The sequence below is a fragment of the Ferrimicrobium sp. genome (assembly GCF_027364955.1).
Lineage (GTDB): Bacteria > Actinomycetota > Acidimicrobiia > Acidimicrobiales > Acidimicrobiaceae > Ferrimicrobium.
In genome coordinates this window covers 59,632-73,773 of record NZ_DAHXOI010000006.1, presented here as the reverse complement: position 1 = coordinate 73,773, position 14,142 = coordinate 59,632, and the positions used below count along the sequence as shown (strand labels likewise).

The 14,142-nt window shown below is 58.1% G+C and carries 15 protein-coding genes and 1 tRNA gene; 1 reads left to right on the top strand and 15 read right to left on the bottom strand.

Annotation, left to right across the window (positions count from 1 at the left end):
* Window positions 1–165: 165 nt before the first annotated feature.
* Window positions 166–1,200 (top strand): polyprenyl synthetase family protein, encoded by a 1,035-nt coding sequence (locus M7Q83_RS05810; RefSeq protein ID WP_298336312.1) that lies wholly within the window; start codon window positions 166–168, stop codon window positions 1,198–1,200.
* 109 nt (window positions 1,201–1,309) lie between these two features.
* Here the strand turns inward: M7Q83_RS05810 and lysS are convergent, their stop codons facing one another.
* The 15 genes from lysS to topA all read right to left on the bottom strand — a co-directional run bounded on the left by lysS (window position 1,310) and on the right by topA (window position 14,114).
* On the bottom strand, window positions 1,310–2,773 hold the full coding sequence (lysS, locus tag M7Q83_RS05805) for a lysine--tRNA ligase (RefSeq protein ID WP_298336310.1): 1,464 nt from the start codon (window positions 2,771–2,773) through the stop codon (window positions 1,310–1,312).
* Window positions 2,774–2,789: 16 nt separating this feature from the next.
* Window positions 2,790–3,611 carry a type III pantothenate kinase gene (locus M7Q83_RS05800; RefSeq protein ID WP_298336308.1) on the bottom strand — a complete coding sequence of 274 codons (822 nt, stop codon included), beginning with the start codon at window positions 3,609–3,611 and terminating at the stop codon, window positions 2,790–2,792.
* A 15-nt stretch (window positions 3,612–3,626) separates the two neighbouring features.
* Complete coding sequence (gene folK, locus M7Q83_RS05795) at window positions 3,627–4,157, bottom strand: 2-amino-4-hydroxy-6-hydroxymethyldihydropteridine diphosphokinase (RefSeq protein ID WP_298336306.1); 531 nt, start codon at window positions 4,155–4,157, stop codon at window positions 3,627–3,629.
* Window positions 4,154–4,543 carry a dihydroneopterin aldolase gene (locus M7Q83_RS05790; RefSeq protein WP_298336304.1) on the bottom strand — a complete coding sequence of 130 codons (390 nt, stop codon included), beginning with the start codon at window positions 4,541–4,543 and terminating at the stop codon, window positions 4,154–4,156. The genes folK and M7Q83_RS05790 overlap by 4 nt, the downstream gene beginning before the upstream one ends.
* Entirely contained in the window at window positions 4,536–5,360 is an 825-nt protein-coding gene (gene folP / locus M7Q83_RS05785; RefSeq protein WP_298336302.1) for a dihydropteroate synthase, read from the bottom strand. Before folP ends, M7Q83_RS05790 begins: the two co-directional genes overlap by 8 nt.
* Window positions 5,357–5,890, bottom strand: coding sequence for a GTP cyclohydrolase I (locus tag M7Q83_RS05780; protein WP_298336300.1), 534 nt, complete (start codon window positions 5,888–5,890; stop codon window positions 5,357–5,359). The genes folP and M7Q83_RS05780 overlap by 4 nt, the downstream gene beginning before the upstream one ends.
* Complete coding sequence (gene hpt / locus M7Q83_RS05775; protein WP_298336297.1) at window positions 5,890–6,435, bottom strand: hypoxanthine phosphoribosyltransferase; 546 nt, start codon at window positions 6,433–6,435, stop codon at window positions 5,890–5,892. The genes M7Q83_RS05780 and hpt overlap by 1 nt, the downstream gene beginning before the upstream one ends.
* A gap of 297 nt (window positions 6,436–6,732) precedes the next feature.
* The gene (gene tilS / locus M7Q83_RS05770; RefSeq protein WP_298336295.1) at window positions 6,733–7,665 is read right to left on the bottom strand and encodes a tRNA lysidine(34) synthetase TilS; all 933 of its coding nucleotides are present in this window, start codon (window positions 7,663–7,665) and stop codon (window positions 6,733–6,735) included.
* 40 nt (window positions 7,666–7,705) lie between these two features.
* On the bottom strand, window positions 7,706–8,713 hold the full coding sequence (locus M7Q83_RS05765; protein ID WP_298336293.1) for a zinc-dependent metalloprotease: 1,008 nt from the start codon (window positions 8,711–8,713) through the stop codon (window positions 7,706–7,708).
* A gap of 250 nt (window positions 8,714–8,963) precedes the next feature.
* Window positions 8,964–9,254 carry a mycothiol system anti-sigma-R factor gene (gene rsrA, locus M7Q83_RS05760; protein ID WP_298336291.1) on the bottom strand — a complete coding sequence of 97 codons (291 nt, stop codon included), beginning with the start codon at window positions 9,252–9,254 and terminating at the stop codon, window positions 8,964–8,966.
* A gap of 14 nt (window positions 9,255–9,268) precedes the next feature.
* The gene (locus M7Q83_RS05755; protein ID WP_298336289.1) at window positions 9,269–9,856 is read right to left on the bottom strand and encodes a sigma-70 family RNA polymerase sigma factor; all 588 of its coding nucleotides are present in this window, start codon (window positions 9,854–9,856) and stop codon (window positions 9,269–9,271) included.
* A gap of 103 nt (window positions 9,857–9,959) precedes the next feature.
* Window positions 9,960–10,035 (bottom strand) — tRNA-Thr (locus M7Q83_RS05750).
* Window positions 10,036–10,061: 26 nt separating this feature from the next.
* Window positions 10,062–10,940, bottom strand: coding sequence for a hypothetical protein (locus M7Q83_RS05745; RefSeq protein WP_298336287.1), 879 nt, complete (start codon window positions 10,938–10,940; stop codon window positions 10,062–10,064).
* The gene (tmk, locus tag M7Q83_RS05740) at window positions 10,937–11,533 is read right to left on the bottom strand and encodes a dTMP kinase (protein ID WP_298336285.1); all 597 of its coding nucleotides are present in this window, start codon (window positions 11,531–11,533) and stop codon (window positions 10,937–10,939) included. Before tmk ends, M7Q83_RS05745 begins: the two co-directional genes overlap by 4 nt.
* Entirely contained in the window at window positions 11,526–14,114 is a 2,589-nt protein-coding gene (topA, locus tag M7Q83_RS05735) for a type I DNA topoisomerase (protein WP_298336283.1), read from the bottom strand. The genes tmk and topA overlap by 8 nt, the downstream gene beginning before the upstream one ends.
* Between the last annotated feature and the right edge of the window lie 28 nt (window positions 14,115–14,142).

Genomic DNA, 14,142 nt, shown 5'->3' with positions numbered 1-14,142 from the left:
GACGTCTCTCATCCCTGGCTGCTATCGTCCCGACTTGACCAAAACCCAACCAACAATTTGCTGGCTCCCCAAACACATCGCCTACAACCAGGTCAACCGCACATTGGTGGCGAGATATTGGTGACCAGTATTGTGCTTATCATTCGTGAGCCTCTAGGGTAGAGGATGGTGGAATACGAAATCAGTCTAACAGAGCCATGGATGAGCCATTCCCTAGCACTTCTTGAGGAGCAGCTACGCGAGGCCGCGGTTACCGGCGACCCAATGATCAGTGAAGCGGCGACCCATCTCATCGCAGCAGGAGGTAAGCGTATCCGGCCGATGATCTCGTTCGCGGTCGCTCATGCCCTCGGCTGGTCACCGGAGAAAATCGCCTCCTATGCGGGATCTGCGATGGTGCAGGGAGCCGTGGCCGTCGAACTCGTCCATCTGGCCTCGCTGTATCATGATGACGTCATGGACGAAGCAAGTGAACGTCGTGGCGTCCAGAGTGTCAACTTGAAGTTCGGGAATCTGATCGCTATCGTCACCGGCGACTTTCTGCTAGCCAAGGCCGCTGGTATCTCCGCGCGCCTAAGCCAGGAAACCGCAACACTTCTCGCTGATACCCTCGCGCGCATGTGTGAAGGGCAGATCCTTGAGGTCGCCGCCGCCCATCGCCTCGATCGCAGTCGTGCCGAGTATCTCGCTGCGATCGCGGGAAAGACGGCCTCCTTAATGGCGGCGTCGGCGCGCATTCCCGCCTTGATCGCTGGTCTGCCAGCCGATGAGATCGAGATGCTTACCGAGATCGGCGAATCCATTGGGATGGTCTTCCAGATTAGGGATGACATCATGGACATCTTCGCACCCAAGGAGATCTTGAAGAAGGAACCTGGACAGGACCTCCTTGAGGGGGTCTACACCCTGCCGGTCATCCTCTTCCTCGCCGACCCGGCGGATGGCCAAGCGTTAGCCCGGTTGCTACCCAACGCCAATACCAGCAGAAACCTCCGGCAAATCGCCGAGTTACTCCGTAGTTCGGGAGCACTAGATGAGTCGCTTGCGACCATGGATCACTACCGGGAGCGTGTTGGCGAACTCACCACCCACTTGCATCAGTACGACTTCCGTTGGGTCACGAATCTCTTCACTCAACTCATCGATTCCACTCGGGTCGCAGTTGAACAGGGTACAGGGTTCCTCCGACTAGCTACCTAGCAGCACTTCGCCCTCAACGAGGCCATGCACCGCCACCTCGCGCCCAGCCAATTGGGGTCCTCTCTCTGGTCCCGGCACAAGCTTCACCCAACAATATTTCCACTCGGCATCACGACAATTCCGGACGAAGCGCCGGGAACGCAATCACCTCTTTGATATGTGGAGCGTCTGTTAGCAGAACCACAAGACGGTCGATCCCGATGCCAAGGCCGCCGGTTGGTGGCATGCCATGCTCAAGGGCCCGTAGAAAGTCCTCGTCAAGCACCATGGCCTCGTCATCTCCTTGCAATCGAGCCTGTGCTTGCTGAAGGAAACGTCGACGCTGCTCATCTGGATCATTCAACTCCGAGTAGGCCGTGCCAACCTCTCGACCCATGATCACGAGATCAAACTGCTCCACACGGCCAACCCTGGCGGGATCACGGTGATCCCTTGCCAGCGGCGAGACCTCTTTGGGAAAGTCAAGCACAAAGGTCGGCTCCACCAGCGTAGGCTCCACCAGCTCCTCATACAACGAGAACAGAATACGCCCAGGGCCGTCGCCTTCCTCCACTTTGACCGCATGGTCAGCGGCCAGCTGTGCAAGCTCTTCCCGCCCTTGCTCGAGCCGGATCGTCTGGCCGGTGGACTCGCTGACGAGTTCCTCCATCGTCGCACGGCGGAATGGAGGCGTCAAGTCAATCACCTGACCCTGGCAGGTGATGCGCAAGGAACCTCGCGCCGACATCGCTGCATGTGAGATAAGTGCCTCGGTAAGGTCGATCATCCCATAGACATCCGTATATGCCTGGTACACCTCGAGCATGGTGAACTCAGGGTTATGCCTCGGTGAAAGCCCCTCATTGCGAAAGTCACGACCAAGCTCAAAGACTCGCTCGAAACCTCCGACCACAAGCCGCTTGAGGTAGAGCTCTGGAGCAATCCGGAGGAAGAAATCAGCGTCAAGTGCATTGTGATGGGTGACAAATGGCTTCGCAATCGCACCAGAGGCGACCGGCTGAAGAATAGGTGTCTCTACCTCGATAAAACCGCGATCGGTCAGGTCTCTGCGCACCTGTGCGATGATACGAGACCGGGTGAGCAGTCGTTCACGTACCTCTGGATTGGCCCACAGGTCAACATAACGTTGGCGATACCGGGTATCGGGATCAGTAATACCACGCCATTTATCTCCAAAGTTACGACGGGCACGCGCAAGAAGCTGCCAATTCGTCACCTCAACGGATAGCTCGCCACTGCGCGACGTCATCACCTCTCCAGTGACGCTGACCCAATCGCCAAGCACGCGCTGATGGACAAAACGTTCAAAGTCCTCCGTGGCCTCACGACGCAGTAATAGCTGGATCTTCCCACTCGAGTCAACAAGATCGCCAAAGGCAAGCTTGCCTTGACGTCGGAAACGCATCAGACGTCCTGCAATCGTTACCACCCGACCAGTCTTGCTATCTGCTCCTAGGTGCTCGAAGGACGCGCGAACCGGGCCAATCGGCTCCACCGCCGCCACCTCATAGGGAATAACCTCATCGGTCAATGCTTCAGTCGCATCGGTCAATGCTTCAGTCTCATCGTTCACTGGGCAACCCCCGTCGCTACTTATTCGTCGTCGGTGGACGATTCAGTTCCCAGGTGAGTCTAAGGCCGTGCAAGGTGAGCCATGGCTCGACCTGGGTGATGACGGGAATAAAGGGTGCCAATAACTCAGCGAGACCACCCGTTCCAATCACCGTCGCTGGACCGATGAGTTCCTCGGTATCGGCAACAATCTGGGTCACCTGTCCCTTAATCCCGTAGAGCACACCCGCCTGGATCGACTCGACCGTCGTCTTGCCGATGACCGACCTCGGCGCTACAAGCTCGACTTTGCGCAACGCAGCGGCCCGAGAGATGAGCGCATCGAGCGCGACCATGACACCCGGACAGATCGCACCCCCTAGATAATCACCCTCAGCCGCGACCACATCGAAGGTGGTAGCGGTTCCCAGATCAACGATGATCGCTGGACCCCCATAGAGATCATGGGCACCGACTGCATCAGCAAGTCGATCTGGTCCAACCTCTGCAGGGTTGTCATAGCGGATCGTAAGACCGATATCAAGCCCTCGACCAAGCACCAGCGGCTCAATCGCCAACCACCGACGCGACACATCGATCATCGCCTGGGTTGCACTTGGCGCAGAGGAGGAGATAATCACCCCAACCATCCCATCCGACAGTGCCAACCCACGAGCATCGATGAACTGGCGCAGCAGCAGGTAGATCTCATCGACGGTGCGATCAATCCTCGTCGCCAAGCGCAGATGGGCCAGCAGTCCATCCTCGGCTCTGCGACCAACACCTGATAGGCCAAGCTCGTAAAAACCAAAGACGGTTTCCGTATTGCCGATATCGACTGCGAGCAGCAGCTCAGTCACCGCGACACCTCCTGTTCATCCGTCAAGCTCATGCTCTCTGTCGCCCCTGTGCGTCGAACCACGCTCGTTGGCACTCCAACGGCCCGCCACGCGATCGAATCGGGCAATCCTGACCACTTCTTCGGGGATGGAACTGTCGAAGCCGAAGGCTCTTGCCATCTTGGGGTCGATTTCAGCCAACGGCACCAACACAAAAGCCCGCTCCGCCATTCGAGGATGCGGAACGCGAAGATCGGCGCTCGTAATCGTCAGGCCAGGGATAGTGAGGATATCGATGTCGAGCGTGCGCGGACCAAAACGCACTAACCGTTCCCGTCCAAACGCTGCCTCAAGGCGATGAATGAAGGCCAGTAGCGCAAAAGGTGACTGGTCCCACGTCAACGTCATCACGGCGTTAAGATAATCAGGCTGGTTGGCCGGTCCGCCAACTGGTGCTGTACGGTACAGCGATGACACCGAAAGCGACTCCCCCAACTGCACCAGCGCACTCTCCATCTGGCGCTGAGGATCGACAAGGTTTGCACCTAGTCCAAGGTAGACCTTCACTGCTGAGTCGCCACGGAGCCGTCAGAGATTGACGTGACCAACGTCACGATCACCCCGTCTGAGACGAGCGAGATAGGAGGTCGACACTTGGTAACCGAGACCTCAATCGACTCGATACGTGAGCACTCCGCAACATCGAGGATACCAATGGTGATACGCTCTGCCACCGTCTCGAGGAGCTTCGGGGCGGGCTCAAGCGCCGCTGGGATCACCTGATCCAACAACGAGTAATCGAAGGTGCCCATGAGATCGTCATGGAGACCACGATCCACCTTGAGGTGCAGGCGGACACCGATCCTGATTGGCTGAGGAGCGGCCCGTTCGGCCTCTGACAGACCCACATGGGCCATAAGCTCAATGTGGGGAATGTCGATGACATCACTCATTGTCTTGCCTCGCGAACTCCATTGCATCCATCAGCTTGAGATACTCCATCACCGGAGTGACCTCATGCACGCGCACCGCCGAGGCGCCGTGCGTCAGCGCCCATATATTTGCCGCCAGACTCTCCTCTTCGCGTTGTCCTGGATCTTCGATCCGGTTGAGCCTCGAAAGACCGGCCAAAAAGGACTTACGCGAGATCCCGACGAGCACGGGAGCACCAAGGTCGCCAAAGCGCACGAGATGCCGCAACAGCTCCAGGTTATGGTCTATCGATTTGCCAAAACCGATGCCCGGATCGAGATAGAGTTCGCGGACACCAAAGGTTTGCGCATCTTCACGACACGCCTCGAGGAAACGATACACCTCATCGACGACATCGGTGTAATGGGGAGCCCGTTGCATGGTCGTTGGATCACCCTGTGCGTGCATCGCAACCCAACCCGCCCCGAACTCTGCCGCCACCCGGCCAAGTGAAGCACTGACGTCATTGACGATGGTGGCTCCATGCGCAAGCGCCGACCGCGCAACTGCTTCCTTGCGGGTGTCAATCGAGACCACACCGACCTCGGCGAGCGCCTCAACTACCGGTAAGACTCGACGTTCTTCCTCATCATCAGGGACCGTTCGCGCTCCTGGGCGGGTTGACTCACCGCCAACATCGACGATCGCAGCCCCCTGGGCGAAGAGTTCCCTGCCGTGGTCAATGGCATCCTGAGTATCGACATACCTACCTCCATCGGAGAACGAGTCAGGTGTGACGTTGACGATCCCCATGACCGCCGGTCGTGGTCGATAAGACGGCGCTAGGGCCCCATTCATCGCGCACCATCCAACGTCGTGGCCGACACTACGAACTCAGTGCTCACCCGAACCCCTGGCTTGTTCACTCCACGCATCGACATGCATAGGTGTTCAGCTACCACGCTCACCTTGACCTCACGAGATCCGGTCACTTTCGCGATATCCTCGGCGATGTCCCGAGTCATGCGTTCTTGGAGTTGGAGGCGATGTGCATGCCGTTCGACGACATGAACCAGCGCCGAGATCCCGACGACCGCGTCTACGGGCAGATATTCAATGGTTACGTTTCCAAAGAACGGCAACAGGTGATGTTCACACAACGAGTAGAAGCTGACCTCATCCAAATGGACCGAACCACTGTCGTTGAGTTCAAAACGTACCGCCGAGGGCTCTGGCTCCCCCAACCCGTCAGTTGCGGACTCCAGAAAGGTGATCCAGCGATCCGGCGTATGGTCGTAGACCTCTCGATCGAACCGTACTCCGCTACGGCCACCAAGGTAAGCAAGAATCTCCCCAACGGCGGCGACCGCGTCATCGCGTGTGGTCACTAGAGCTTCTCACGATACTTCGCGATGTACGAGAGGTTTCGATACCTTTCCGCCACATCAAGACCATACCCGACGACGAACTCTCGTGGGATCGAGAAGCCGACGTAGTCAGGTGCGACTAATTCGCGCTGCTCACCCTCCTTGAGCAGTAGGGTGCACACCCTCAGTGACTGCGGATTTCTGGAACGTAAGTTGTGCAGCAGATACCGCAGCGTGAGTCCACTCTCAATAATATCCTCGACCAACAAGACATCGCGATCGACAAGATCGATGTCGAGATCCTTGATAATCCTTACGACACCAGAGGTCTTCGTTGCATCGCCATAGGACGAAACCGCCATGAAATCGACACTCACCGGGAGATCAATCGCTCTTGCTAGGTCAGTCATAAAGACAAAGGCACCCTTGAGAACGCCGATCAGGAGCGGAGAGCGACCCTGATAGTCCTGGGTGATCGTCGCGCCAAGCTCCTGCACCCGCTGTGCAATCTTTTCAGCACTAACCACCACCTCGCCGAGATGTTTGTCCTCATCACGCCAACCCATACCTTCAACCTCTCTCCGCGAGCCCAGCAACCCAATCCATCTTAGGACCGTGACATCGTCATCACTCTCAAGGGCGGCTCCTTGTCGACGTGACGCCCCAGCCCATCAGATGCCATCGAAGAAGCCGTCTTCACCGCAGCGACCACCGGTGTGTTCTCGACTGACGACGACCAGCGCGCGGTGGTCAGCGACATCTCCGATGCGAGGGACGCCGACCCACCGCCGTACGACCATGCAACAACTGCGCAGTAGCGGAACGACTGGACAATCGGCCCTGCGTAGCGCCTCAACACCTACTCATAGTGACAGCTGTAGAAGACAACTCCCATCATTGTCATAAAACATCAGTTCATCACCCTGCTTTCGAACAGTGATGGCACCAACGATCTGGTGTGCCCGTCGCTGGCCGATCACGACCTCACGGATCGATTCGAGGTGGGCACCATCGAGCCTGAGCCCTAAGCCTTTCGAGATCAACCCATTGAGTTGGTGGCGCGCCAGGACCGGAGGGAGCTCCCCCAAGCGCCGTGGCACCTCGTCCAAGAGCACCTCCAAACCCGCCGCGTACTCCTGCGAACGTAGGGCCGTGCGCGCGAGTATAGGAATCACATCACGCTGGACGATAGCCGATGCCAATGGTAGAAGTTCGCCCCGCACGCGATTGCGAACAAAGCGCGGATCCATGTTACTGGGATCATCAAAGGACCATACGCCAGCCGCCTCACAGAGAAGATGCAGCTCGGCACGGCGTAGGCGAAGGATAGGGTGTCTGCGTCCTGGCTGCATGCCGCCAACTCCTATCAGACCTGCTCCTCGAAGCAGATTGGCGAGCACCGTCTCCGCTTGATCATCCATGGTGTGGGCGGTCGCGGCATCTCCGAGTTTCATGAGTCGCGCCTGCCGTGCTCGATCCTCGAGGTTGCCGCCAGCCTCGAGGACGACACGGTACTCAAGAACTCCAATGCCATAGGGTCCCAAGGCGTCCGCAATCTTAGCTCCCTCGACGCTTGACTCGGTACGGAGTCCATGGTCGACGTGAATCCCAATGACCTGTTGATAGTTTGCCCACGCGAGGAGTGCAAGACCCATCGAGTCACGCCCACCAGAAATCCCAACCCGTACCGGTTCCTGCCCCCATCGATCGAGATCTGAACGCGCGATCAGTTCCCGAAGCGAGACACCACGACGACTGAGTTCTCCCGCTATGGTCTCTCGCCGCGCACTCGACATGGGAGTCAATTTATCCTGGATCGCCGCCGCTGGGTAGCGCCTAGGCCCCTCGGACGGATGGTGTCCTTTTTGCCATGCGACGAAGCCAACGAGCTGGATCCGTCAGCTCATCAGCGGTTGGAAGGCCATCTGGCGTAGCAAAGACGCGCTGAGGTGCGCGCTCATCCGCCTCGGCGATCGATTGGAAAAACTGCAACCCCACGGAGTACTGGCGGCGCTTCGACGCGATCCCGGAGAACTGGGCTATGATTTTTCCTAGACCGGCGGCCTGCCTTCGTTCGTCGATCACCTTCTCAAACGCATCCCGATGAGGGATTACTTCCGTTGACACCTGGCGCATCACCCACTCGGCATGTCCTTCGGCGACCGTCATCATGGTGGTCGCCTCCTTCGCCACTGACCGAAGTCGTTCCGGCAAAAAGAGGGTAGCGACGTCAATCGGCTCGCCCGAGCCAAGACCGCGCAACCTCGCCAAAACCTCACCGACCAGATCGATCGGAGAGATCGTCGAGGCCCTGAACAGCTGGCCCATCAATTCGAGAAGGCGTTCGCGGAACCAAGGAACTCCATGGAACTGCGCCCGATGGGTGAGTTCGTGCACGAGGACCCACAACGCCACCTCTTCGGCATCTAACTGCGCGTGCGCGGCAAAGCGGTTGATGTTCTCGTCAACCATCCACACGGCAGGTGAGCCAACAGCGAAGGCTGGATCATACTGTCCGAGCACCTTAGAAGCGAAGCCCCCCAACAAAGCACCGAGTGCCACCGCGTTGAGTTCAGCCATGCCGATAGAGCTCAAACGCGATGGTGGAGTTAACCGCTCGATCAGTCCGGCATAGGAGTTGATGTTACGTTCTGCCCAACCCTCACGGTCAACTCCCTCAATAGCGAGCGTGCCAAGATCAAGTTCGAGACCTGTCAGCTCATGGACGACGCGACTCGCCGTGGCTGCGAGCCTCTGATAATCACGATCAGTGGGCCCGGCTGACTGTTGAATGAGGAGTTTTGCCGTCGTAATTGCAATACGACGGGCGACGACTTCAGCCACACCACACCTCCTAGCGTTAGCCTAGGCGATCTTTTTGCGCCCACGTGTTCGTGGGACAACAAGAGGTTCGTGGAGGTAACAGTACTTACCCTTGTTGTAGATTGAGAGCGCGGTCCCGCACCCAGGTTCCTTGCACACTCGACCCTTATCAAAAGTCCGAGCGGGCCGACCTGTTCCAGATGTGTCTGGAACATTCACGATTTGATCCCCTCCGTAAGGCATACAACCTATAACGGATCAAAGATTGGAACTATTCCGAACTTCCATTCGGAGCGAGGCGATCCTCCTCCTCGATCAGCAACGCGAGCTTATGCATAAGGCTCGGGGGCACCTGCTCCTTGGAGTGCGAGACGATCACTGCCCGCAGCTCAGCCTCGAACTCGAAGGCCTCCAGACAGGATCCACAGTGATCAAGGTGCTCACGCACCCGCTCGCGACGATCGTCAGTGAGCTCGCTATCGAGAAACTCATAGAGCTGCGCAATCACCTTCCGGCACTCTTCCGGCTCGTCATCACTATCGACTGTTCTCAAAGCATCCATATCCTCGATGATCCTTATGACCGGCTACCCTCTTCGAGATTACCACTTACCGCGGCTTTCCGAAGTTCCAACTCCAATAACGCTCTTTGCATCGCTCTTCTTCCCCGATGCAACCGACTCATCACCGTTCCCAGCGGTACCTCCATGATCTCAGCGATCTCCTTATAGGAGAACCCTTCAATATCGGAGAGCACAACGGCCAGTCGAAACTGATCAGGCAACGAGTCGATCGCCGCCTTCACGTCGGTGTCGGTAATCCGGTCAAGCACCTCTTCCTCTGCGCTGCGACCAGCCTGCACCGCCTCGAGACCGCCGAGACGACGGTAGAGATAGAGGTCTTCGACATCCTCAAGGTTGCTCTCATCCGGGCGACGCTTCTTGGCACGATAGATATTGATGTACGTGTTGGTAAGGATGCGATAGAGCCAGGCCTTCAAGTTCGTACCCTCTTGGAAGGATCCATAACCCCGATAGGCCTTCAGGAAGGTCTCCTGCACCAAGTCTTCGGCGTCGGCCGCGTTATGGGTCATTCGGAAGGCGGCCGAGTAGAGATTTTCAGCGTACTGCATCGCATCGGAGGAGAAGTTCTTTTTATCCGCCACTCATTGTCCAATCATTCGAAGAAATCTGCTGCGCCTGAGCGCAACGCCAGCACCGGTGACCCATCCTCGTTGGTCAGATCATTCAATGACCGGCCCCCTGACGTGGAGCCCGAGAGGGGATTCGAACCCCTGACCTGCTCATTACGAGTGAGCTGCTCTACCGACTGAGCTACCCGGGCCTAACCTTTGTCTGGGAGTAGCTTAGCTAACCGGAACGCATAATCAGCTCAGCCAAGACGACCTGGATGGGAAGATGCAGTTTCAACGACGTTGAGGCGCGGGCCGCACGGCGAAGCCAATCACCGCTGCCGGTGTGGGAGGCGACAAGGATTTCAAGGCCACATTGAATGATCTCCTCTGACGCCGAGACACTACCGAGATCCTCTGGTGTCAACCGATGGACCAGCTCCATGCACCACCGAGCGTCGTCTCGGATCAGACTAGGGAGTTCCTCATACGTAGACAGATATCGCTCAGCATCAGTGAGCCGCGCAAAGAGTTCCACCCTGTCGAGACGGCGCCGTGTCCATCTGATCAACAACTCACTGGGCTCGAGCTTGTACTCTCGAAAACGGTCCCATATCTCACTATCGCTTGGTGCTTCGAGTTCGACAGTGAGACAGCGCGACGCCACTGGGGCAAGCTCCGCACCGATCAATGCCGCTGAGAGCAACCATTTCGTGGCGGTAGGAGGCTCCTCAAGCGCCTTCAAGATCACCGGGAACGTCAAACGCAGCGTATCGATATCAGGGATAACAACCACGCGGTATCGTGCTTGTGTGGGAGCGAGGCTCGCAAATCGAACGATCCGCCGTAACTCCTCAACAGGAACCGACTTATGCTGCTCACCTTGCGCCCAGAGGACGTCGGGATGTTCTCCGTCCGCGACCGCACGACACGACGAGCATTGGCCACATCCCCCACAGCTGCCAACCAGCGCCTGAGCAATGGCACCCAACAGCTCATCAGCGCCACTACCTCGGGGTCCCTTCAAGAGATAACTTGAGGAGTCAGCCGCCAGAGCCTGGATGATGCGGTCGATCGTCATGGGCCGATACGCACGAAAGGCAGCAAGCGTCCTCACCCAATACCCTCCCGTGCAAGCACCCCGACAAGACGCTCGGTGACCGACTCGGGCGGACCATCACCGCTGAGGAGCACCCACCCAAAGCGACGAGCAAGGCTCTGATAGCGCGCACGGCGCTCGTGCCAGCCGGCAAGTCCAGAGAGCTCAAAACGGTCGAGGGAGTCGAGTGCCTCCAGTGGCGCGGCGCAGTCGAGAATGATCGTGATCTCCGGTCTTCGGAAGACCGGCAGACTCGCAAGCTGGAGGACGACCTCCTCACCCAGCACAGCGCCTTGGTAGACAAGCGTCGAGGGGGTATAACGGTCAAGGATGACGAGTTCACCGCGGCGTAGGGCGGGTTCGATCACTTCGTTGAGATGGCGCGCGCGCCCCGCAAGAAAGAGAAAGAGCTCGGTCCACCCATCAACTGACTCCCCGAGGAGCATGGTTCGGATCGTCTCCCCCAACGCATCCCCTCCCGGTTCACGCGAGACACAAACCGACCGCTTGCGCTGTCGGAACCATTGAGCAAGCCGCTCAACCTGGGTTGACTTGCCGACGTGATCGGGTCCCTCCAACACCACCAGGACACCACTTTGACGATCATCCACGATCGTTATTGAGCTTAGCCTTGCGTTCATTGAGCAGATCGAGCGCCTGTTCGAGCGTTACCTCAGTCGGCTCCATTCCTCGCGGAAGCGAAGCATTGACCTTCCCATCGGTGACGTAGGGGCCAAAGCGGCCAGAGCGTAGCACCACCTTTGCCTCTCCCTCGGGGTCGACACCAAGCTCAACTGAACTGGCACGACGAGCGCCACGTCGCTTCGGTTCCTTGAACTTGGCCAGTGCCTCGTCAAGATCAATGGTGAAGATCTCCTCCGGTTTATCCAGCGAGCGCGTCTCGCGCCCACGCGTCAGATACGGACCAAACCGGCCGTTTTGGGCAAAGATCTCCTGGCCTGCCTCTGGATCGATGCCAACCATTCGAGGAAGCGATAGCAGTGAACGTGCCTCATCAAGGGTGACCGACTCCACGGTCATCGACGGGAACAAGGACGCACGTTTTAGCTCCTTACTATCGCCTTCGCCAAGTTGGACATAGCCTCCATAGCGCCCAAGCCGGGCGAAGACTGGAGTTCCATCGACCTCGCCGAGCGGGCGCTCCTTGACCTGCGAGGAGGACAACAGCGCCAGGGCGCTCTCCATGGTCAGCTCATCGGGCGTCACCGTATCGGGCAGACTCGCCGTCTGATCATCAAGCTGCACGTAGGGGCCATAGCGCCCAACTCGCACCACAACCTCACGTCCATCGTCAGTGAGGCCGATCGGGATCGTATTGACCATGCGCGCATCGATCTCGCCGAGGCGGACCAACACCTCCTCCTTCAACCCATCGTTGTCATCGCCAAAATAGAAGTGACGAAGGTAAGGAATGGCTTCGCGCTCCCCAGAGGCGATGGCATCCAACTCGTCCTCGAGCTGAGCAGTGAAATCATAGTTGACGAGGTCGGCGAAGTAACGCTCCATGAGTTGGACAACTGCAAAGGCGACGAAGCTAGGAACGAGTGCCTGACCCTTCTTCCAGGCGTAGCCACGATCAAGCAGCGTTGAGATGATACTGGCATAGGTTGATGGACGACCGATGCCACGCTCCTCCAGCGCCTTGACAAGGGTGGCCTCAGTGTAGCGGGCAGGCGGATTGGTCACATGATCGACGACCTCAATACCGTGCTCAATGAGCCGCTGCCCACTGATGACCTCCGGCAACTCTTGGGCATCCTCATTCTCTTCAGCGTGCTCTTGATAGATGCGGAAGAAGCCAGGTGCGTTAATGACTCGGCCAGACGAAGCAAAGGTAATAGGAGCCCCCAACGCAAGGGGCTGAACGGCGAGGTTGACGTTGGCTGTCACTGGGGCATCGATCGTCACCGAGACGACCACCCCGATCGCATCGTTCATCTGCGAAGCGAGCGTTCTTCTCCAGATAAGTTCATAGAGTCGCAACTCATCACCGCTGAGCTGCCCATCGAGATCCTCAGGGGCGCGCCACTCATCCCCTGCTGGTCGAATCGCCTCATGGGCTTCCTGGGCATTTTTAATCTTCGATCGATACACTCGAGGCTTGGCCGGGAGTTCACCCGCCCCGAATCGAACACCGATCACCCGACGCGCCTCGGCAAGTGCGTCTGCTGACAAGATAACTGAATCGGTTCTCATATAGGTGATAAAACCACGCTCATAGAGACGCTGGGCGACACTCATCGTCCTCGACGAGGAGAACCGCAGACGTCGACCTGCCTCTTGCTGCAAGGTCGAGGTCATGAAAGGGGCGCTGGGCGATCGACGATACGGCTTCTCCTCCACCCGTGTCACCTTGAACGCAGCCCCATCGAGGCCGGCCGCCAAGAGGGTGGCATCACCATGGCTGAGTGCAGCGACTCCCTGCTCCAACGCCGTGGGACTGAGGCCACCGGTGGGAAGAAAATCCCGGCCCTGGGCTACCCGCCGACCGTCGACATGGGTCAAGCGGGCCCGAAACTCGCGTGCCTCGTCAGCACCAGCCAGTGTCGCTTCAAGATCGGCATAGCTTGAGGAGCGGAACTGCATCCGCTCGCGTTCTCGCTCGACCAACAGACGAGCCGCAGGCGATTGTACGCGTCCCGCTGAAAGCTTTGGCATCACCTTTTTCCAGAGCACCGGAGAGACCTCGTACCCGTAGAGTCGATCGAGGATACGCCGCGCCTCTTGTGCATTGACGAGATGCTGATCGAGCGCCCGCGGCGACGCGAGGGCCTCGGCGATCGCGTGGTCGGTGATCTCGTGAAAAACCATCCGGTGGATCGGGACCGATGGTTTGAGCACCTCAAGAAGATGCCAAGCGATCGACTCCCCCTCACGGTCCTCGTCGGTAGCGAGATAGAGCTCATTCGCATCCTTCAAGAGCGCTTTGAGTTTCTTCACCTGTTCCTTTTTTTCGGCGGGGATGATGTAGAGGGGAGTGAAGTTCTCCTCCACGTTGACACCGAGTCGCGACCAAGGTTGCGCCTTCGCAGCGGCTGGGATGTCCTTGGCCGAGCGGGGAAGGTCGCGGATGTGTCCTACTGAGGATTCCACGACATAGCCATCGCCAAGGAACCGGGCGATGGTGCGCGCCTTGGTCGGAGATTCAACAATGACTAAGGGTTTTGGCATACATCACGCTCTCTCTACTGCAGCTGTT

Coding starts and splice junctions, on each gene's coding strand:
- M7Q83_RS05810 (WP_298336312.1), top strand. CDS start 166: ATGGTGGAATACGAAATCAGTCTAACAGAGCCATGGATGAGCCATTCC.
- M7Q83_RS05790 (WP_298336304.1), bottom strand. CDS start 4,543: ATGAGTGATGTCATCGACATTCCCCACATTGAGCTTATGGCCCATGTG.
- folP (WP_298336302.1), bottom strand. CDS start 5,360: ATGAATGGGGCCCTAGCGCCGTCTTATCGACCACGACCGGCGGTCATG.
- hpt (WP_298336297.1), bottom strand. CDS start 6,435: ATGGGTTGGCGTGATGAGGACAAACATCTCGGCGAGGTGGTGGTTAGT.
- tilS (WP_298336295.1), bottom strand. CDS start 7,665: ATGTCGAGTGCGCGGCGAGAGACCATAGCGGGAGAACTCAGTCGTCGT.
- rsrA (WP_298336291.1), bottom strand. CDS start 9,254: ATGGATGCTTTGAGAACAGTCGATAGTGATGACGAGCCGGAAGAGTGC.
- topA (WP_298336283.1), bottom strand. CDS start 14,114: ATGCCAAAACCCTTAGTCATTGTTGAATCTCCGACCAAGGCGCGCACC.